18 protein-coding genes are annotated in these 19323 nt (G+C 72.0%); 5 read left to right on the top strand and 13 right to left on the bottom strand.

The genetic code is table 11. The features are described 5' to 3' along the window. Positions 1 to 9: 9 nt before the first annotated feature. Positions 10 to 1053 carry a fatty acid desaturase family protein gene (locus tag I3V78_RS13210; RefSeq protein ID WP_204487711.1) on the bottom strand — a complete coding sequence of 348 codons (1044 nt, stop codon included), beginning with the start codon at positions 1051 to 1053 and terminating at the stop codon, positions 10 to 12. Then, a complete protein-coding gene (locus I3V78_RS13205; RefSeq protein WP_204487710.1) occupies positions 1050 to 1694 on the bottom strand; it encodes a phosphatase PAP2 family protein in 645 nt (214 codons plus the stop codon). The genes I3V78_RS13210 and I3V78_RS13205 overlap by 4 nt, the downstream gene beginning before the upstream one ends. Before the next feature lie 151 nt (positions 1695 to 1845). On the opposite strand from I3V78_RS13205, the gene I3V78_RS13200 reads away from it, so the two are divergent. Then, positions 1846 to 2193 carry a CBS domain-containing protein gene (locus I3V78_RS13200; RefSeq protein WP_204487709.1) on the top strand — a complete coding sequence of 116 codons (348 nt, stop codon included), beginning with the start codon at positions 1846 to 1848 and terminating at the stop codon, positions 2191 to 2193. Positions 2194 to 2288: 95 nt separating this feature from the next. Here I3V78_RS13200 and I3V78_RS13195 read toward each other — a convergent pair whose 3' ends face one another. Beyond that, positions 2289 to 3176, bottom strand: a complete 888-nt coding sequence (locus I3V78_RS13195; protein ID WP_204487706.1) for an RNA polymerase factor sigma-32 — start codon at positions 3174 to 3176, stop codon at positions 2289 to 2291. Between the two features lie 272 nt (positions 3177 to 3448). On the opposite strand from I3V78_RS13195, the gene I3V78_RS13190 reads away from it, so the two are divergent. Continuing rightward, complete coding sequence (locus tag I3V78_RS13190) at positions 3449 to 4165, top strand: pentapeptide repeat-containing protein (RefSeq protein WP_338023554.1); 717 nt, start codon at positions 3449 to 3451, stop codon at positions 4163 to 4165. Between the two features lie 10 nt (positions 4166 to 4175). Here the strand turns inward: I3V78_RS13190 and I3V78_RS13185 are convergent, their stop codons facing one another. The 7 genes from I3V78_RS13185 to I3V78_RS13155 form a co-directional block, all read right to left on the bottom strand. Next, complete coding sequence (locus tag I3V78_RS13185; protein WP_204487705.1) at positions 4176 to 5768, bottom strand: sensor histidine kinase; 1593 nt, start codon at positions 5766 to 5768, stop codon at positions 4176 to 4178. Positions 5769 to 5877: 109 nt separating this feature from the next. Further along, complete coding sequence (locus tag I3V78_RS13180) at positions 5878 to 6663, bottom strand: hypothetical protein (protein ID WP_204487704.1); 786 nt, start codon at positions 6661 to 6663, stop codon at positions 5878 to 5880. A gap of 51 nt (positions 6664 to 6714) precedes the next feature. Then, positions 6715 to 8076, bottom strand: a complete 1362-nt coding sequence (locus I3V78_RS13175; RefSeq protein WP_204487703.1) for a sensor histidine kinase — start codon at positions 8074 to 8076, stop codon at positions 6715 to 6717. A 136-nt stretch (positions 8077 to 8212) separates the two neighbouring features. Then, entirely contained in the window at positions 8213 to 8416 is a 204-nt protein-coding gene (locus I3V78_RS13170; protein ID WP_204487702.1) for a YbdD/YjiX family protein, read from the bottom strand. Between the two features lies 1 nt (position 8417). Beyond that, positions 8418 to 10481 (bottom strand): carbon starvation CstA family protein, encoded by a 2064-nt coding sequence (locus tag I3V78_RS13165; protein ID WP_204487701.1) that lies wholly within the window; start codon positions 10479 to 10481, stop codon positions 8418 to 8420. A gap of 102 nt (positions 10482 to 10583) precedes the next feature. Then, complete coding sequence (locus I3V78_RS13160) at positions 10584 to 12074, bottom strand: right-handed parallel beta-helix repeat-containing protein (RefSeq protein ID WP_204487699.1); 1491 nt, start codon at positions 12072 to 12074, stop codon at positions 10584 to 10586. 146 nt (positions 12075 to 12220) lie between these two features. After that, positions 12221 to 12802 (bottom strand): DUF1360 domain-containing protein, encoded by a 582-nt coding sequence (locus I3V78_RS13155; protein ID WP_204487698.1) that lies wholly within the window; start codon positions 12800 to 12802, stop codon positions 12221 to 12223. A 272-nt stretch (positions 12803 to 13074) separates the two neighbouring features. Here I3V78_RS13155 and I3V78_RS13150 point away from each other — a divergent pair, with 272 nt between their 5' ends. From I3V78_RS13150 to I3V78_RS13140, 3 genes are read left to right on the top strand one after another with little or no spacing between them, the layout of a single operon-like run. Further along, positions 13075 to 13368 (top strand): hypothetical protein, encoded by a 294-nt coding sequence (locus I3V78_RS13150; protein WP_204487697.1) that lies wholly within the window; start codon positions 13075 to 13077, stop codon positions 13366 to 13368. Continuing rightward, complete coding sequence (locus tag I3V78_RS13145; protein ID WP_204487695.1) at positions 13365 to 13652, top strand: hypothetical protein; 288 nt, start codon at positions 13365 to 13367, stop codon at positions 13650 to 13652. Before I3V78_RS13150 ends, I3V78_RS13145 begins: the two co-directional genes overlap by 4 nt. Next, positions 13649 to 15166: a PepSY-associated TM helix domain-containing protein gene (locus I3V78_RS13140; RefSeq protein WP_204487694.1), complete on the top strand. Its 1518-nt coding sequence runs from the start codon at positions 13649 to 13651 to the stop codon at positions 15164 to 15166. The genes I3V78_RS13145 and I3V78_RS13140 overlap by 4 nt, the downstream gene beginning before the upstream one ends. A 42-nt stretch (positions 15167 to 15208) precedes the next feature. Here the strand turns inward: I3V78_RS13140 and I3V78_RS13135 are convergent, their stop codons facing one another. The 3 genes from I3V78_RS13135 to I3V78_RS13125 form a co-directional block, all read right to left on the bottom strand. Next, the gene (locus I3V78_RS13135; protein WP_204487693.1) at positions 15209 to 17350 is read right to left on the bottom strand and encodes a TonB-dependent siderophore receptor; all 2142 of its coding nucleotides are present in this window, start codon (positions 17348 to 17350) and stop codon (positions 15209 to 15211) included. 129 nt (positions 17351 to 17479) lie between these two features. Continuing rightward, positions 17480 to 18814, bottom strand: coding sequence for an amidohydrolase (locus tag I3V78_RS13130; protein WP_204487691.1), 1335 nt, complete (start codon positions 18812 to 18814; stop codon positions 17480 to 17482). Beyond that, the gene (locus I3V78_RS13125; protein ID WP_204487690.1) at positions 18811 to 19305 is read right to left on the bottom strand and encodes an SRPBCC family protein; all 495 of its coding nucleotides are present in this window, start codon (positions 19303 to 19305) and stop codon (positions 18811 to 18813) included. The genes I3V78_RS13130 and I3V78_RS13125 overlap by 4 nt, the downstream gene beginning before the upstream one ends. Between the last annotated feature and the right edge of the window lie 18 nt (positions 19306 to 19323).

Below are 19323 nucleotides of genomic sequence, written 5' to 3'. Positions count from 1 at the left end.
GCGGCAAGGTCAGCAAGCTCTCCGGCTACCGGGGCTATTCGGAGACGCTGGAGTTCCTGTTGCTGCCCAGTCCTCGCGGCTTCGTTCCCCAGAAGAAGCGTCCCCCGCCGACGCCTCCTCTAGAGTCCCCGCCAGTCCCGGCGCCTGGGCCAGCGGCTCCGTGAGCCGCGGTCCCCGCCAGAAGCGCAGGAAGGACGTCAGGTAGCCGGGCCGCGTGCGCGAGGCATCGTCGTAGCGCGGCAGGTACAGCCACGGCACCCGCGGGTGCTGGTGGTGCGCCAGGTGCCAGTTGAAGTGCAGGAGCAACACCTCGTACCCGCGCCAGGCGCGCAGGTTGTGCGCTCCGTCCAGCACGTGGCGGGGGCTCGCCGCGTGGGTGATGTACTGCTGGGCCGACCAGTTCACGCCGTAGAGCGCGTAGAGCAGCAGGTAGCGCCCCGGCGACAAGCCCAGGCCCCCGATGAGCGCCGCGTGCAGCAGCACCACGCCCGCGCACTCCAGGCGGATGCGGCGGAAGAAGCCCTCGGGGATGCCGTGGAGCATGGCCACCGTGGAGGGATCCTTGATCACCTGGCCGCGCAGGAAGCCCGGCCACACCAGCATCGACCCCACGGCCAGGGGCACCGCCAGCCAGAAGCCCCCCGTGTAGAGGAAGTAGAAGTACACCCGCTTCCAGGTGCGGTTGTCCGAGGGGTAGTACAGGTCGAACATCTCCGCGTCGCTGCGGTTGCGCCGGTGGTGGCCCAGGTGGCACGCGCGCAGGAAGGTGAAGGGCCCGGGGAAGAAGGCGGCCAGCAGCAGGCCAAAGCCCTCGTTCACGCGGGGATTCACGTGGAAGACGCGGTGCTCGGCCTCGTGCAGCAGCGAGTACAGCGGCAGGAAGAGGAAGGAGAAGGCCACGCCGAGCCCGAGCAGCGTCGCCGTGCCCTCCGCCCGGGAGGCGAGCCATTGCAGGCCCACGCCCCCCGCCACGATCCCCAGCGCGAGGCACACGTTGAGGGTCCCCGGGGGCCGGGGCGGTACGCCCGCGCCACTCACGGACGGGCCGCTCATGACCGGGCCTCCACGGGGGCCGCGAGCGCGGGCACCGGGCGGCGGAACAGCAGGGCATGAACGCCCCAGGCCACCCCGATGCCCCCGAGCACGTCCACGACGTAGTGCTGCTTCACCGTCAACGTGGACAGGCAGATGAGCACCGCCCACAGCACCCACAGCGCTCCGCCCCGCTGGTGGCGCAGCCGCAGCGCGCCGAGCAGCGTGGTGGCCACGTGGATGCTCGGAAAGGTGTTGCCCGCGTTGTCCGAGGCGCGCATCTGCCGGAACTGCTCGCGCCAGAAGCCCGGGGGAATGCTGTCCAGGGGAGGCCGCGGGTAGTGCGCCGTGAAGAGGAAGAAGCCCAGGTAGCACACGGCGTTGGCCAGCAGCACCGCGCCGAGCATCCGCAGGTACTCGTGCCCATCCAGCAGCCACGCCGCGCCCAGCAGCAGCGCGAAGAAGCTGGAGTAGAGGGCGTAGGTCCACGGCAGGAAGGGAATGGCCGTGTCCAGGGGCGTGAGGAAGTCGAAGCGCGGCGGCAGGTGATCGTTGAGCCAGAAGTAGGGCTGGAAGGTCCCCGCGATGGCCACGCCCGTGGTCAGCAACCGCCCTCCGAAATGTGCGTTGAGCCGCAACAAACTCGCCATCACCCGCGCCACGGCACCTCCTGGTGCTCCGCCTCCTGAGAGGAAGCCCTCGCATGCTAGCCCAGACCCGAGGCGGTCTCGCATTCCCCGCCAGGCCCGGACTTCGCTGGCAAGCGCCTTGCTAGTACCTCAGGACAGGCAGGGCGACGGGGAGGACACGACGATGGATGCGCAGGAGCAGGGGCCGGAAGACGTGGCGCAGGCGGTGATGCTGTTCGCCAAGGACACCATCATGGCGGCGCTTCGGGTCATGCAGGAGCACGGCGTGCGGCGGCTGCCCGTGGTGGACGAGGAGCGGGGCGAGTGGCTGGGCGAGGTCACCGAGGAGCAGCTGCGCCGCCTGTGGAAGGTCGCGCCCCTGAGCAGCATGGCGGAAATCCTTACAGGCACCCCCTCGGGCATGGCGGAAAACCTTCACGCCTCGCGGCCCCCGGTCGCGCCCGCCGAGGTGCGGGAGTTCGCCTCGCTCGTGGACTTCTACCGGGTGGCGCCGGACTCCTGGTGGCACTGAAAAGAGGGCACTGAAAACGTGGCACTGAAAACGCGAAGGGGGACCGCGGTGAGCGGTCCCCCGGGGTGCTGGCACCGCGCCTCGCGGCGAGACGACTAGCCGCCGAAGCCCGCCTCGTGCTGCTCGCGCTCGGCCATGAGCGACAGCAGCTCGGCCTTGAGCTTGTCCTTGGCGCGGATCTCCAGCTGGCGCGCGCGCTCGCGCGAGAAGCCGAAGTGCTCGCCCAGCTCGCTGAGCGTCATCTCCGAGTCACCCATCACCCGGTGCTCGATGATGAAGCGCTCGCGGGGATCGAGCCGCGTGAGCGCCTGCTGGATGCGGGTGCGCGTGAGGTTGGCCTCCTGGCGGTCGGCCACCTCGTCCACCTGCGAGGCCGACTCGCTCTCCACGAAGTCCATGTGCGTCGCGTCGCCCTCCTCGCCCACCGGCGCGTCCAGCGACAGGTCCCGCCCGCCCATGCGCTGCTCCATCTCGCGCACCTCGGTGGCCTTCACGTTGAGCTTGCGGGCGATCTCCTCGGCGTCCACGGCCACGCCCTCACCCGAGCCCAGCTTCTCCAGCTCCCGGCGCGTGCGGGCCAGCGCGAAGAACAGCCGGCGCTGGGCCTGGGTGGTGCCCAGCTTCACCAGGCTCCAGTTCTTGAGCACGTAGTTCTGGATGTAGGCGCGGATCCACCACACCGCGTAGGAGATGAGGCGGATGCCCTTGTCCGCGTCGAACTTCTGCACCGCCTTCATCAGGCCGATGTTCGCCTCCTGGATGAGGTCGGACATCTTCAGGCCGTAGGAGCGGTACTCGTAGGACACCTTCACCGCGAAGCGCAGGTTGCTCGTCACCAGGCGGTGGCCCGCGGCCAGGTCGCCCTCCCGGAAACGACGCGCCAGGGCCTGCTCCTCCTGCACCGTCAGCAGCGGGTAGTGGCTGATCTCCGACAGGTAGGTGGAGAGGGAGTCAGCGGAGGAGAAGGCGGAAGCCTGGGTCATGGTGGTCTCTCGGGGAAGGCGCGTGGGGTAGGACCGCGAAGACTGCGTGCCCTTGCTTTTAGCAAGCGGAGTGCCAAGGTCCGCCCTGCACGGTTCCGAGTGAATACAAGGGCTTGCACCCCTGGGCCCGCATGCTTATGCCTGAAGTCCGGAAGTTTTTACGGGGGCCCCGGGGGAGGTTTCTCCCGAGATTTCAGTGGTCGGGGGTCCTACTTCCGCCGGACAGGGGGTTGGCGCTTCCCGGCGCCGGAGCCCCGTGCGAAGCAGGCCGGGTGAGCACTTCCCCCAAGGATGCGTCCCCCCAGGACATTGAGCAGGCGGCCGGGCAGGCGGCCGGGCAGGCGGCCGGGCAGGCACGGCGGCTGGAGCGCGAGGACACCTTCGAGCACGAGACCTTCAGTGATCTGGAGCTGTCCGGGCGCGCGCTGCACCACAAGGAGTTCTACCGGTGCACGTTCCAGCGCGGCCAGCTCCAGGAGAGCCAGTGGCGCGGGTGCAAGTTCGAGGACTGCGTCTTCACCGGGTGCGATCTCACCCGGGCCCGCTTCGAGCAGGCGGCCCTCAGGGGCGTGCGCTTCGAGGGCTCGAAGCTCATGGGCATCGACTGGTCGGGCGTGTCGGCCAACCCCGAGGTGTCCTACACGGACTGCCAGCTGCGCTACGCCTCGTTCGTGGGGCTGAGCCTGCGCAAGACGGCCTTCCTGCGCTGCACGGCCCAGGAGGCCAACTTCTTCGACCTGGATCTGACGGACGCGGACTTCGCGGGCACGGAGCTCACGGGCAGCAACTTCCGCGGCTGCGTGCTCACGCGCACGGACTTCTCGCGGGCGGTGGGGCTGGCGTTGGATCCGGCGCGCAACCGGCTCAAGGACACCCAGGTGCCGCTCGCCACGGCGGTGGGCGTGGCCGAGTCGCTGGGCATGCGCGTGGCGGCCCTGGGCACCGAGCCGCCCCCCGCCGCCGCGCCCCGCTCGCGCCGCAAGCGCTGAGCGCCCGGGCTCACGCCTCGCGCGCCCGCGGGGGCAGGCAGAAGACGAACGCCGCCCCCAGGGGCCTGCCCTCCTCCACCCAGATGCGGCCGCCGTGGGCGTCGATGATGCCCCGGGCGATGTAGAGCCCCAGGCCGCTGCCCTGGCTCGCCGTCTCCCGCGCCTGCCAGTGCCGCTCGAAGAGCCGGTCGCGCAGCAGCTCGGGAATGCCGGGGCCGGTGTCGTGCACGCGCACGCGCACGTCGTCGCCCTCGCGCCAGGCCTCCACGGTGATGCGGCCGCCCAGGGGGGTGAACTTCACCGCGTTGCCCAGGAGATTGGCCAGCACCTGGAGGATGCGGTCGCGGTCGAACGCGGCCTCCAGGCCCGGCTCCAGCCGCCGCTCCAGGGCCAGCGCCTTCTGCGAGGCCTGGGGCTCCACGAGCGCCAGGGCCTCCTCCACCACGGGCGCGAGGGGCTGCGACCGGGGCTCCACGGCGAGCGCCTGGCCCGCGTCGAGCCGCGCCGCGTCCAGGAGCTGGTGGATGAGGGTGAGCATGTGCGCCGCCGCGCGATCGATGGCCGCCACCTGCCGACCCAGCCCCGCCTCCACAGGCGTGCCCGCGAGCCGCGTGGCCAGCAGGGTGGTGCTCAAGCGGATGACGGACAGGGGGTTCTTGAGATCGTGCGACACCACGGCCAGTACCTGCTCCCGGTCACGCGCGGCCTTCTCGGCGGAGGCCAGGAGCCGGGCGTTGTCGGCCGCCAGCACGCGCTGGCGCTCGGCCTCGGACAGGGCGCGCTGCTCGGCCTTCACCTGCTCGGCGTGGCCGCGGTTGAGCCGGAGCGCGTTGAGCCAGGTGAGGACCGCGAAGGCCAGCATCATCAGCACGCCGAAGAGGGCCTGGGCGAGGATTGGATCGAGCAGTCCCGCGCGGCTCGCCCGGGTCAGCAGTCCACCCAGCAGCAGGGGCAACAGCGCGGCGGGAAGCATCCGGCGCGCCAGCACGCCCCCCGCGGCCCGGGTGGTGAGGGCGCCCATGAAGCCCCAGGTCGCGTCGAGCGCGAGCGTGCCGGCGCTCAACAGCAGCAGGCCCGTGGCGGTGTGCACGGCCATGCCCCCGTGGGGGCCCGGCGCATAGAGGCGATGGTCCTGGAAGACGTAGCCCGCCAGGGCGACGAGCGGAGGCAACATCGCGGCCAGGGTCAGCCAGGGCGCGGGCCGCCCCAAGCGGTGCCCGCGTCCGCTCGCGCTGCCCATCGCCCCGGCGAGCAGCACGAAGGACACCGTCGTCGGCGTGGACATGGAGCAGGCGGCGGGGACCCGCAGGGGCGACCCCCACGCGATCCAGGCGTAGAGGGCGAGCAGCAGGAGGCTCCAGCCAGACACACTCCCGGCGGCCAGACGCGCGGCCCACATCCAGCGGCCCCCCGACCACAGGCCCGCCAGCCCACCGGCCAGTACCACCAGGGACACCGCCGAGAGCGGCACCATGGACGGCAGGGAGGGATGCACCCGCGTCAGAGGCGTGAGGCCGAACGACCAGCCCATCAGCACCAGGCTTCCCAAGACCGACACCAGGGCGGCACTCAGCGGAGCGCCCCACCTGAACAGCCACGACATGCCGCCTCCCCGCGCGTCGCTCACCCTCATACACACTAGGAATGAGCGCGGGGAAGCACCGCCCTGGCGGCGGGTGCCTCTCCAGCGGACGCCCGTCTGGCTGTCCGCCCTATCCGAAGAAGGAGGCCCCCTGCCCCGCGCGCGACACGCCCGGGCCCGCCAGGGGTTTGTAGGGGAAGTAGAGCAGGCGCACGAAGCGCGTGAAGACGTGCTCTTCGTTCCAGCGCTGGCGCGCCATGCCGTACACCCCCGGGGCCCGGAGATCGTGCGCGGTGACGCTGGGGACGAACTCGCGCTCGCTGTAGAGGGCGAACACCTCGTCCATGCGCGAGCGCACCCGGTACGTGCGCTGGAGCGTGCGGTAGATGAGCGCGTTCTCCTCCTCGGTGAAGGCCAGGCCCTGGATGGCGTGCGCCAGCTCGTGGAACACCAGATGGGGCTCGCGCTCGAGCAGGTCCTGCCGCAGGGCGATGCGCGCCCGCGCCCACTCCGGCTGCACCCAGAACAGGCCCGCGGCGCGCGGCGACACGGAGCGCGGATAGCCGTAGCGCGCCAGGGGCTGCCCCGGGGGAATCAGGTCCACCTCGAGGGGCCGCGCCGCCTCCATGCGGCCGATGAGCGGGAGGTTGCCGGCGAGCTGCCGCACCATGTCCCCCTCCACGCGCTGGAGCAGCGCGGCGGGCGCCCCGTGCGCCTTGAGCTCCACCTTGGCCTGGAACCAGGCCCGGGCCCGGCGCGGGCCGTCCGCGGGCGGCTGCCCCCGACCGGACTCGAACACGTCCCCGCCCGCCAGCACCGTGAAGGCGGAGAGGGGCAGCCGACGCCCGTCCTCCGCGGTCAGCGGGGTGATGTCCGGCGTGGAGCCATCCCCCATCTCCGATTCGAGCTCCGCCATGCGCGCCTCCTCGTGCCGGGGAGTCTGCCCCAAGACGCGCCCGAGGGCTCGTCAGACCGCGAGCGGCAGCTCGACCCAGAACGCGCACCCGGCGCCGGGCGTGGAGTGCACCCCCACCTGCCCGCCATGGGCCTCGACGATCCGCTTGACGGTGGCCAGGCCCAGGCCGATGCCCGGCTGGGAGCCGCGCGTGGCCCGCACGTAGGGCTCGAAGATGGAGCGCTCCATGCCCGGCGGCAGTCCGGGGCCGGAGTCGCGCACCACCAGGTGCACCGTGCGCGCCGCCACCGTGGCGCGCGCCTCCACCTGCTTGAGGGGCCCCTCGCCGATGTACTTCACCGCGTTGCGGATGAGGTTCTGCAGCACGACCACGAGCGCGGCCTCCGAGCACGCCACCTTCACCTCGGGCAGGGGATCGATTTTCAACCCCACCCCCGCCAGCTCCGCCGGAGGGCCCAGGTCCTCGCGCAGCCCGTCCACCACCCCGGGCAGGAAGACGCTCTGGCCCGGCTCGGGCTGGGCCCCCGCGCGGGCGAAGCGCAGCAGCCCCTCCACGATGAGCCGCACCCGCGCCAGCCCCCGCTGGCTCCGGGCCAAGAGCCCCATCACCTCGGCATCCCCCGCCCGCTTGCGCCCCAGCAGCTCCAGCCCCAGGGACACGGGCTGCAGGGGCCCGAGGATGTCGTGGGCCACCCGGCCGGAGAACTGCTCGAGCTCCCGCGCCCGCTCCGCCTGGAGCCGGGTGTACAGCTCGCTCAGGCGCAGGTGCTTGCGGACGACATACGCGGCGAGCAGGCCCCCGACGAGCGCCGTGAGCCCGCAGACCCCATACAGGGTGCGCCCGAGCCGCAGGGCCTGCGTGTTCGCGGCCTCCAAGGCGGCGAGCGACAGGTTCGAGTCGCGCGCCCCCACGGCCATCTCCTTCATCAACAGCCGGGTGACGGACTCGGAGGCATCGATGAGCCGCTGGTGCTCCAGGGACGGCGGCTCGGGAGCCCCCGCCTCGGCCTCGTTCGCCTCGTGCTCCATCACCTGCGCGCACGTGGCGTCGAGCCGATCGACCGCCACGGACAGCTCCCCGCCAAAGGGCGCCCCCTGGAGCCCGCGGGCCATGGTCAGGTAGCGCTGGTAGGACACGTTGAACTCGCGCAGGGCCTCGCGCACGATCTCCATGCGCTGCGCGCGCGAGTGCAGGCCCGGCTCGCTGCGGCCCAGGCTCACGATGCGGTGGACCTGCAAGCGCATGTCGGTGAGCGGCGAGAGCAGCGGCCCCGTCACCCGCCCGTACGACAGCGCCGTCTCCGCCAATTCCCTGCGCACATGCTCCACGTACGCCACGGAGGCGCCGAAGCAGCCCACCACCAGCACCAGCACGATGAACGGCGCGAGAAGGAACCGACGGTGCTGCTCCATGCGCACATCTCCAGGCGAAACCCGGAGTGAAACCCCGCTCGATGGAATTCTTTTCCCCCAGCGGAGCGCACGGGCCCTCGGTGGGACCGGGCCCCCGGACGACCGGGAGCCCGCTCACCCGCCCAGGGCCGGCCCTTCAACAGCAGCGTCCGCCGCCGGCGCGGTAGCGGGCCTGCATGCGCTCGTCGAAGAAGCGCGCGTAGCTCATCACCTCGCGCTCGGGGTGGTGCCGGCGCATGTGGGCCACGTAGGTGTCGTAGTCCGGCACGCCGATGCTCAGGCGGGCCATCTGCACCGCCCGGCGCCAGGCGGCGCGCAGCAGCTCTCGGAGGGCGGGCATGTCAGGAGCCCACGGAGGAGAGCGGGACACGCGGGGACTCGTGGGCGGTGGGCTCGGCGGAGGCCCGGGCCTTGAGCGCCGAGCGGATGCCGAAGCCCAGGGTGGCCACCACCACCAGCATGAAGAGCACGGTGAGCCCGGCGTCCAGGTAGTCGTTGAAGATGACCTGGTTCATGTCCGCCACGCTCTTGGCCGGGGCGAGCACCTTGCCCTCGGCGGCGGCGGCGGCGAACTTGCGCGCGTGGGCCACGAAGCTCACCCGGGGGTCCGCGCCGAACACCTTCTGCGAGCCCGCGGTGAGCGTGCAGGCCACGAGCCACACGGTGGGCAGGGCGGGGATCCACAGGTAGCGCTCGCGCTTCATCTTCACCAGCACCACACACGACAGGGTGAGGGCGATGGCCGCGAGCATCTGGTTGGCGATGCCGAACAGGGGCCAGAGCGTGTTGATGCCGCCCAGCGGGTCCACCACGCCCTGGTAGAGGAAGTAGCCCCAGCCCGCCACGCACACCGCCGTGGCCGCCAGGTTGGCGCCCCAGGACTCGGTGCGCCGCAGGGGCGCGTACACGAGCCCCGCCAGCTCTTGAATCATGAAGCGGCCCACGCGCGTGCCGGCGTCCACGGTGGTGAGGATGAAGAGCGCCTCGAACAGGATGGCGTAGTGGTACCAGAAGGCCATCAGGCCCTCGCCGCCCATGAGCGAGTGGAGGATCTGCGCCATGCCCACCGCGAGCGTGGGCGCGCCGCCCGTGCGCGACAGGATGGAGGACTCGCCGATGTCGCGCGCCGTCTGGCTGAGCACCTCGGGGGTGATGACGAAGCCCCACTCGCTCACCGTGCGCGCCGCCTGCTCCACGGTGGTGCCGATGACGGCCGGCGGCGCGTTCATGGCGAAGTACACGCCCGGGTCCAGCACCGACGCGGCGATGAGCGCCATGATGGCCACGAAGGACTCCATCAACATGGCGCCGTAGCCCACCAAGAGCGCCTCGCGCTCGTTGGCCAGCATCTTGGGCGTGGTGCCCGAGGCGATGAGCGAGTGCCAGCCGGACACCGCGCCGCACGCGATGGTGATGAAGAGGAAGGGAAAGAGGTTGCCGGAGAACACCGGCCCCGAGCCATCCACGAAGCGCGTGACGGCGGGCATCTTCAGGTCGGGCGCCGCCAGGACGATGCCCAGCGCCAGCACGAGGATGGTGCCAATCTTGAGGAACGTGGACAGGTAGTCGCGCGGCGCGAGCAACAGCCACACCGGCAGCACCGCGGCGCAGAAGCCGTACGCGATGAGCATCCACGCGAGCGCGCGCGCGTCGAAGGTGAACAGGGGCGCCAGCGTGGGGGACTCGGACACCTGGCCGCCCAGGAAGATGGACAGCATCAGCAGCACGAAGCCGAGGACGGAGACCTCCAGCACCCGGCCCGGCCGGAACACGCGCAGGTAGAGCCCCATCACCAGCGCGATGGGAATGGTCATCGCCACGGTGAAGGTGCCCCAGGGGCTCTCCGCCAGCGCCTTGACCACCACCAGCGCGAGCACCGCGAGGATGATCATCATGATCATCAGCACGCCCACCATGGCCACCACCCCGGAGGCCTGCCCCATCTCCAGACGCACGATGTCGCCGAGCGACTTGCCGTCACGGCGGCTGGACAGGAACAGGACGATGAAGTCCTGCACCGCGCCGGCCAGCACCACGCCGAAGAGGATCCACATGGTGCCGGGCAGGTAGCCCATCTGCGAGGCGAGCACCGGGCCCACCAGGGGACCCGCGCCCGCGATGGCGGCGAAGTGGTGGCCGAACACCACCCACTTGTCCGTGGGCACGTAGTCCAGGCCGTCGTTGCGCACCTGGGCCGGCGTGGCCCGCGTCTCGTCCAACCGCAGCGCCCGCTCGGCGATGAACCGCCCGTAGAACCGGTAGCCCAGGAGGTAGACGCACACCGAGGCCACCACCAGCCACGTGGCGTTGAGCGTCTCGCCCCGCCGCAGTGCCACCACACCCAGACAGGCCGCTCCCACCACGGCGAGCAGGGCCCAACCCAGCTTGCTCAACACACCACGCATGCACGCTCCGCGAGGACTCGGATTCGCCGCCAACCCTCCCCCCGGGTCCCCTCGCGGTCAACCCTTCCGCGCGCTCGGACGCGCCGCGTCATCCCCCGGCGGTCATTCCAGGAGCGTCGTCCCGGAGTCCAGGCCGAGCACCTGACGCCACACCTGGAGCTTCGCGTCCGAGGAGAGGGTGAGCCGGTCGCCGGGGAAATCCGGCAGGAAACGCGCGTTGGCGCCGGTGAGCGCGTCCGTCACGTGGTCCGCCTTGAGGATGCCCTGGCGCGCGTAGTGGTTGTCGCGCAGCACCATGCCGGGCCGGTAGCGCGCCTCGCCCAGCCGCACCAGCAGGCTCGCGGACGTGCCCGGGAGCGTGTTGTCGCGCACCTCCAGGCCCGGGACTTCCACGCCATCGGCGGCCAGCATCATCGCCCAGCTCGCGGTGCGCTCGAAGGTGTTGCCCACCACCGTCACGTTCCGGGCGCCCGCCACGCGCACCCCCTGCCCGTTGCCCTCGGGCACGTCGCGGATCTCCTGGAAGAGGTTGTTCTCCACGCGGATGTCCTCGGGCGGCGCGGCATCCGCGAGGATGGAGACGCCCCGGCCCGCGCGCGAGAGGATGTTGTCCTGGACGAGCACGCGCTGGGCGGACTCGTGGATGACCACGGCCTCGCCCGCGGAGGAGCCCAGCGCGCGGATGGCCGTGTTGGGAAAGCCCCGCATGACGTTGCCGCGCACGGTGACGTCGAGGCAGCGCTTGATGTCCACGCCGTTCTCGCCCTCGTCGTGCAGGGTGTTGTCCTCGATGAGCAGCACCTGCGCGGGCGCGCTGCCCGCCTGGCACTGGATGGAGTCCCCCGAGTTGTGGTGGATGTCGTTGCCGCGCACGGTGACGCCGCGCGAGGGCCCCACCACCAGCACGCCGTGCGAGTCGCGATCCTCGCGGATGAAGTGGTGGATGTGGTTGTCGCGCAAGAGCACGTCCTGGGCGCCCTCCACGAGCACCCCCGCCCCCGCGGCGCCGCTGCGCAGCTCGCTGCCGGCGAGCACGGCGCCGCGCGAGCTCTTCTCGAAGAGCACGGCGAGCATCGGCGCGCCCCCCACGTCCACGCGCAGGCTCTCCAGGCGCCAGCGGCCCTGGACGCGGACGACCGTCGTGGAGCCGCCCCCCGGCACCAGCGTGGGCAGGGGCGAGCCCTCCCCGCGCACGGTGATGGCGGCCGCGGTCGCGCCCCGGTCATCGAAGACGAAGTCCTCGGCGTACACGCCCGAGCGCACCCGGATGAGGTCTCCCGGCTGGGCGAGCGCCACGGCCCGGCGGACGGTCCGCAGCGGCGCCGCGCTCGTCCCGGGGGCGGTGTCCTTGCCCTGGGTGCTCACGAACCAGGTGGCGCCAGTGGGCTCCGGCGAGGGCAGGCCCCCCTCGGGCGCCGGAGCGGGCGCGGGGGTCCCCTCGGGCGTGGTCACGGGCGGCTGGAGCCCCGGAGGCTCGAGGTCGACGAGCTGGGCCTCCTCCACGCCGGGCTCTGGCGCGCACGCGGCCAGCAGCAGACAAGTGAACAGACCCCACGCGCTCTTGAAGCCCCACCCGTCCTGGAGTTCCGGCATCGTCCCGTGTCCTCGTGTCCACAGCGCCAGCTTCACGGGGGCGCAAGCTCCGCACGCACGAGGACAACCACAAGCCGCGCCGCGGGCCAACGTACGCTGGCACACGGGTTACAGCGGCCGTCTGGGACGCACATCCCGGCCCGGTGTCAGTGGGCCTGGGCGCTGTCGCGCTCCTGCGAAGTGCCCTCGGACAGCTCCACGGCCTTGGCGCGCTCGCGGGTCCGCTTGAGCCCCTGCCCCACCCACTCGTAGGAGCGGTGGAGGAAGTCCGACAAGGTGGTGAGCGCGAAGATGGACGCCACGAGCCGCGTCTCCCGGGGTCGGAGGGCGTGCACCGCGGCGAGCGCCCCGGCGACCCACGGGCCGAGGCAGAACGTGCAGGAGATCAAATCCCCCACCGCGCGCTGCAGCCCCTCGCCCCGGGAGGACTCGCTCACCTCGCTCGCGCGCTCCTTCTGCTCGAAGCGCACGAAGGGCGCGCGCACCGGCGCGGTGACGAAGTCCTTGGCGATGATGCGGGTGATCTTGTGGGTGGCCAGCCCGAACAGCAGCACGTCGCCCAGGTCCATCCGGGGAAAGGCCCGTCGGCCTCCCCCACCCCGCCAGGCGAAGTAGCCCGTCAGCGCGCCGCCATACACGCCCATCAGCACGGCGTAGGAGCCCAGGGGCATGTCGTCCTTGTTGTCGTATCCCGCGAAGAGCGTGCGCTCCGACAGTGCCTTCACCATGGGTAGCTCCCCTCATGGGCCGCGCGCGAGGCACCGGCCTTCCGCGATGACACTGGGCACGCCTCGGACCCGGGGACAGGGAAGCCCCGCGCACCCGCCGAGTCCCCGCCTGCTCGCCCGGTAGGAGCGTCCCCGGAAGTCCCACCTCCTGGCTTGACAGGCGAGCGGGCCCAGATGAAAACGCGAATCATTCGCAGGATTCACGCGAGCCCCGAGATGCCCCACGCCCCTTCTTCCTTCCCTCCGCGCGGTGTCCCGACAAAGGCCTGGCGATGCTGAGCCTCGCGGCGCTCGCCTTCGCCCTGTCCGCCGTGGCGTGGCTCAGCCAGGGAGCCCAGAAGCGGACGCGCTGGGTGGCCCTGGGCGCGGCCCTCGCCTCGGCCGGGTGTGGCGTGGCGGCGCACGGCGCGGTGCAGGGCCTGCTGGTGACGGCGGTGCTCGCCATGACGGCGGCCTCGGTGCTGGTGCTGGTGCTGGCGCCGCATCCGGAGCGCGCGCGGCCGGTGGCGCTCGTGAGCGGCGTGCTGGGCCTCCTGCCCGTGCTGCTCGCGGGGGTGCCCCCGTGAGCGGCTCCGTGCTGGACAAGGCGGTGAACCACAGCGCGGCGCGCACCCTGGCCGCCGTGGTGGGCGCGCCGCTGGTCGCCTTCGCGGTGGGCGCGGGCCTGATGGCCTGGCTGCCCGAGGCCGGGGGCGTGTCCTTCGCCGTGGGCTTCCACGTGATCATCCCCCTGTGGGTGGCGCTCGCGTGCCTCCTCCCGCTCTTGCGCGATGGCCGGGTGGCCTGGGGGGTGTGCCTCGCCGTGCTGGTACCGGTGGCGGCCGCGCTCTGGTGGAGGAGCACGGGTTGAAGTTCACCCCTCGGACGTTCCGCATCCAGTGGGACCTGCACGCCTGGGCCGGGGTCCTCGCGAGCCTGTTCCTCTTCGTCGTCTTCTTCTGTGGCGTCTTCTCGCTCTTCCGCGAGGAGCTCGAGCTCTGGCAGGAGCCCGCCTTCCACACGGCCCCGCCGGCCCCGGCGCCGCCCTCCTTCGATGCGCTGCTGCGCCAGGTGTCCGCCCTGGGCCCCTTCCCGCGCGGCGCGCACGTGGGCCTGCTCAGCCACGAGGAGACGCGGCTCGTCACGGCCTATCTCTTCGAGCCCACGGGCCTGCGGGAGCTGTGGCTGGATCCCGCCACGGGCAGCGCGAGCCCCGCGCGCAGCCGGCTCGCGAGCGAGCTGTACTGGATGCACTTCTTCTACCGGGTGCCCTGGGGCATGGAGCTGTCGGGCCTGCTGGCGGTGGCGCTGCTCGCCACGCTGGTGAGCGGGCTCGTCATCCACCTCAAGGACCTGCGCCGGCAGTGGTGGTCCTTCCGGCCCGCGCTCAAGGCGCGCTTCTCCTCGTCGGACGCCCACAAGGTGCTGGGCGTGTTCGGCCTGCCCTTCACCGCGATGATGGGCTGGACGGGCGCCATCCTGTGCCTCTCCGGCCTGCTGGCCCAGGGCGTCACGGCCACGGTGTACCGGGGTGACGCGGACCGGGTGGCCGCGCTGCGGGGCTATGCGCAGTTCGTGCGCGCGGAGACGAAGCGCGACGCCGTCATGTTGCCGCTGGACACCCTCATCGCGCGCGCCCGCGAGGCCGTGCCGGGCGCGGAGGGCACGCCCCGCTACGTGGACGTGCAGCTCTGGGGCGATGCGAACGCCTGGGTGGGCGTCTACTTCCAGCTCGCGCCGCTGGGCGCGGACCACTACGCCATGATGGACGCCGTGGAGGGTCGGCCCCTGTCCACGAGCCAGGGGGACCGCCGGCCGCTCTTCACCCTCGAGCGCGTGCTGTTCGACCTGCACTACGCCCACTTCGGGGGCCTGCTGCTCAAGGGGCTCTACGCGCTGCTGGCCCTGGCCATGTGCGTCGTCATCCTCACGGGCAACCTCATCTGGCTGGAGCGCCGGGACGCGGCGCGCGCCCACTGGGGCAACCGGTGCCTGGAGCGGCTGACGGTGGGCACCTCGGCGGGCCTGGTGCTCGGCAGCGCCGTCTACTTCGTGGCCAACCGCGCGCTGCCCGGCGGCCTGGAGCGGCGCGCGGACTGGGAGTTCGGCCTGTTTCTCGGGGCCTGGGCGCTGGGGGCGGCCGTGACGCTCGTGCCTCGCTTCGCGTCCCGGCGGATGGGCGCGGGCCTGTGCGCGGGCGCCGCGCTGCTCTTCACGGGCGTCGTGGCCGCGGACGTCGTGTTCCAGGACGTGAACCTCTTCACGGCCCTGGCGCGGGGACAGGAGCCGGTGTTCATCGCCCAGGTGCTGCTGTGCGCGCTGGCGGCGGGCGCGGGGGCCGTGGCCTGGGGGCTCGGGCGCCCGCGTCCGCCGGCGAAGGGCTGAGCCCCTCCCCGGCGGACGCGAGGCCCTTCACTCAGGCGACGCTCAGAACGAGTAGCCCACGTTGAGCATGGCGCGGCGGCGATCGCCGTAGAAGCACGCCGAGGTGGAGCTGCAGCTGGACACGTAGGTGCTGTCCAGCACGTTGGAGGCGTTGACGGCCGCGCGCCAGTTCGCGCGCTCGTAGTGGACGCCGGCGTCCACGAGCGTGAAGCCGGGCACTTCCTTCTCGTTGAGGCGGTCGGCGAACGAGGCGCCCACGTGGCGCACGCCCGCGCCGACGCCGAGGCCCTTGAGCGAGCCGTCCGGCAGCGTGTAGTCGAGCCACAGCGAGGCCATGAGCGAGGGCGTGGCCACGGGCACCTTGCCCTGCTCGAATTCGGCGCCGTTGGTGATGGACAGCCGGTAGAAGGACGCGGAGCCCACCAGGCTCAGCCCGCGCGCGAGGCTCGCGTTCGCCTCCAGCTCGAGGCCGCGCGAGCGCACCTCGCCGAGCTGCAGGGTGTTGAAGAGGCCGTCGGTGGTCAGGAAGTTCTGCCGCCGCAGCTCGAAGGCGGACAGGCCGAGCGTCAGCCGGGTGCCCACGGGCTGGTACTTCACGCCCGCCTCGAACTGCTCGCCGCGCTCGGGCTCGAAGAGGTTGCCCGCCGGGGTGGTGCCCGCCACGGGGTTGAAGGAGCGCGAGTAGCTCACGTACGGCGAGAGGCCGAAGTCGAACGCGTAGAGCAGGCCCGCGCGGCCGCTGAACGCCGACTGGACCCCGTCGTAGTTCGCCGTGGGCAGCAGCGTGTTGTCCAGGTGCAGGCCCACCCAGTCATGACGGCCGCTGAGCACCAGGTGCAGCCGCTCGGCGAACTGGAGCTGATCCTGGAGGTAGACGCCGAGCTGGTTCTGGCGCGACGTGGCCAGCGTGTAGCGCGAGGCGGTGGGCGTGAAGCTGCCCCGCACGGGGTTGACGAGGCTCACCGACTCGGCGGCCTCGTAGCCCTGCTCGTCCGCGAGGCGGTAGTGCTTGGTGTCGATGCCGACCAGGGCCGTGTGCCGCACCGGGCCCGTGGTGAAGCGCGCCTCGCCCTGGGTGTCCACGGTGAAGAGGTTGGCCGTGGGCGTCGTCACGAAGTTGCCGCGCGCGAGCCGGGCGTTCTCTGGCGGGCCGTCGTAGCCCACGCCGTAGAGCGTCTGGAAGTCGATGCCCAGCCGGCCAAAGCGCAGGTTCTGCCGCACGGTCCAGGTGTCGGCGAAGCGGTGCTCGAACTCGTAGCCCACCAGCGCCTGATCGCGCTTGAAGCGATCCAGGCTGGTGTCGCTCGTGTACAGGTCCGTGGCGATGCGGCCGTAGGGGGCCTGGGTGACGGTGCCCTCGTAGGGCAGGAAGTTCTGGCCCCGCGTGCGGTCGAGCAGGTAGCTGCCGTGCAGGGTGAGCGAGGTGCGCTGGGTGGGCGCCCACGTCACGCTCGGCGCGATGAAGAGCCGGTTGTTGTCGATCTCCTTCACCTGGGTACCGCCGCCCCGGGCCAGCGCCGAGATGCGGTAGAACCAGTGGCCGTCCTTGTCCACGGGCCCGCCGAAGTCGACGGCGCCATAGCCGTTGGCGAATTCGTTGACGCCCACTTCCACGTGCCGCACCGCCTCCGCGGACGGCTTCTTGCTCACCAGGTTGAGCAGACCGCCCGGGTTGGTGCCGCCGAAGAGCACGGACGAGGGCCCGCGCACCGCCTCCACCCGCTCCATGCCGAAGGGCTCGATGCGCCACGTGGCGAAGGCGCTCGAGTACAGCTGCAGCCCGTCCAGGTAGTAGCCCGCGTCCTGCGAGGTGAAGCCTCGCACCAGGAACCAGTCATTGCGCGAGTCCGCGCCGAACGTCTCCGAGCGCACGCCGGGCGTGTAGCGCGTGGCCTCGACGAGGGTCTGCGCCTGCTGGGCGTCCATCTGCGCGCGGCCCACCACGGAGACCGCCTGCGGGGTCTCCAGGAGCGAGGCGTCCGTCTTCGTCCCGCTCGCGCTGCGGCGCGCGGTGTACCCCTCCACGGGCCCCTGGGCGCTGTCGCGCTCGGCCTCCACCTGGACGGTGTCCAACGTGACGATGCTCGTGCCCTGCTCCTGGGCGGCGGCCACGGTGGCCAGCGCGAGGAACGTTCCACCCGCGGCCAGCTTCGGCGCGCGCTTGCTTCGACGGTAAGGGGACATGCTTTTCCTGGGCGACTTGAGAATGATTCTCAATCGCGATTAGAAGCCGCCTGGCGGCGTAGCATGGCCCCTTCGAGGCAAGCAAGGGGCGACACGGCACGCACGCCGCGCGTCCGGTTTCACGGGGACTCAGGGCGCGTAGCGCTGGATGCGGGCCCCGGGCTCGCGCCGGGCCAGACGCTCCATGCGGCGCGACACCTCCTCGAGCACCCGCTCCTTGTCGATCGTGAGCGGCGCCCGGTCACGCAGGAGGACCCGCCCGCCGACCAGCACGGTGTGCACGTCACTGGCGCGCGCGCCGTACACCAGTCCCGCCAGCAGGTTGTGCGGGGGGTGCCAGTGGGTTCCCCGGAGATCCAACAAGACGATGTCCGCCTGGTAGCCGGGCGCGAGGGTGCCCACCTCGGTGCCGAGCCCCAGCGCGGCCGCGCCCCCCCGCGTGGCCACGTCGAGCGCCTCGGTCATGGGCAGCACCTCGGGGTCCAGCGCGTCGTGCTTCTGCGAGAGCGCGAGCAGCCGCAGGCCCTCCAGCAGATCGAAGGAGTAGTTGCTGGCGGCGCTGGCGGTGCCCAGGCCCACGGGAATGCGCGCCTTGCGCAGGGCCCGCACGGGCGCGAGCCCCAGGCCCAGCTTGAGCGACGTCTTGGGCGCATGGGCGATGCCCACGTGCGCGCGGTGACGGGCGAGCAGATCGAGGTCCTGCGGCATCAGCCCGCCGGCATGCGCGATGAGCGTGGGCACGCCGAGCACCCCCGTGTCCTGGAGGACCTGCACGGGCGTGCGGCCCCGCCGGTTCGCGCTGGCGAGCGTCTGGTTCATCTCCTCGGCGGCGTGGATGTGGATGCCCACCCCCACCCGCGTGGCGTGCTCGACCACGGCGCGCAGCGTCCCGTCATCGCACGTGTAGGGCGAATAGGGCGCCAGCCGCGTGGAGACGCGTCCCCCCGCCCCGTCCTTCCACCGCTGCGCGAAGGCGGCCGTCTCCGCGAGCGCCGCGGGGCCCCGGCTGGAGAAGGACGTCCAGCCGAGCTGGGCCCGGGTGCCCGCTTCCTCCACGGCGCGCGCCACCCCGTCCATGAAGAAGGAGTGGTCCGCCACGGTGGTGACCCCGGACTCGATCATCTCGAGCAGGCCCAGCTGCGCGCCCCAGTAGACATCCTCCTCGGTGAGGTTGCCCTCCAGCGCCCAGACGAAGTCGTTGAACCACCGCTCGAGCGACACGTCCTCCGCCAGTCCGCGGAAGAGCACCGACGCCACGTGCGCATGCGCGTTGACCAGCCCCGGAATCGCCAGCATCCGCTGCCCGTCGAGGACCGTGTCCTGGGGCTCGGGGGGCGTCCCGGTGGGCTGGAGGGAGACGATCCGGGAGTCACGCACCCGGATGTCCTGGTCCCGGGCGATCCCGAGCGCGCCGGAGCCCTCCGGCACGAGCGCATGGCAGCCGCGGATGAGCAGGTCCGTCATGACGTGGCGTCCAACCGCCGCAGCGCGTCGGCGAAGCGCGAGAAGAACGCGGCGCGGAAGCGGTCCAACACGGCGAGGGCGGCCTCGGAGGCGCGGTACTCGCCCTGCCAGCGCAGCACGGTCCGGCCTTCCTCCGACGCCACGGTGATGGTGGCCCCGCCCGCCAGCGCGTGGCCCTGGAGCGCGGCGTACTGCACCAGGCGCGGGGGCTCGAAGCGCACCAGGCGGTAGTGCAGCGCGGTGCCGGTGGCCTGGACGGTCTCCACGAGCACCGAGTCCTGCCCGACGGGCTCCTGGAGCACACGCACCTGGGAGATGTCGTGGGCCCAGAGCACCGCGCCACGCGAGTCCTTCAGGGCCCGCGTGAACTCCGCCCAGAGCGCCTCCGGGGCGAGCGCGGTCGTGAACGTCTCGGTGAACTGCCGCACGCTGGCGCCGGGCTCGGCGGTCCGCAGGGGCAGCGAGGAGGGATCGAGGGAGGTGTCCGTCATGAGGGACACCACCATAAC

The sequence above is a fragment of the Archangium primigenium genome (genome assembly GCF_016904885.1).
Lineage (GTDB): Bacteria > Myxococcota > Myxococcia > Myxococcales > Myxococcaceae > Cystobacter > Cystobacter primigenius.
The sequence above is the reverse complement of the archived record's forward strand: the minus strand, read 5'-3'. Positions and strand labels throughout refer to the sequence as shown.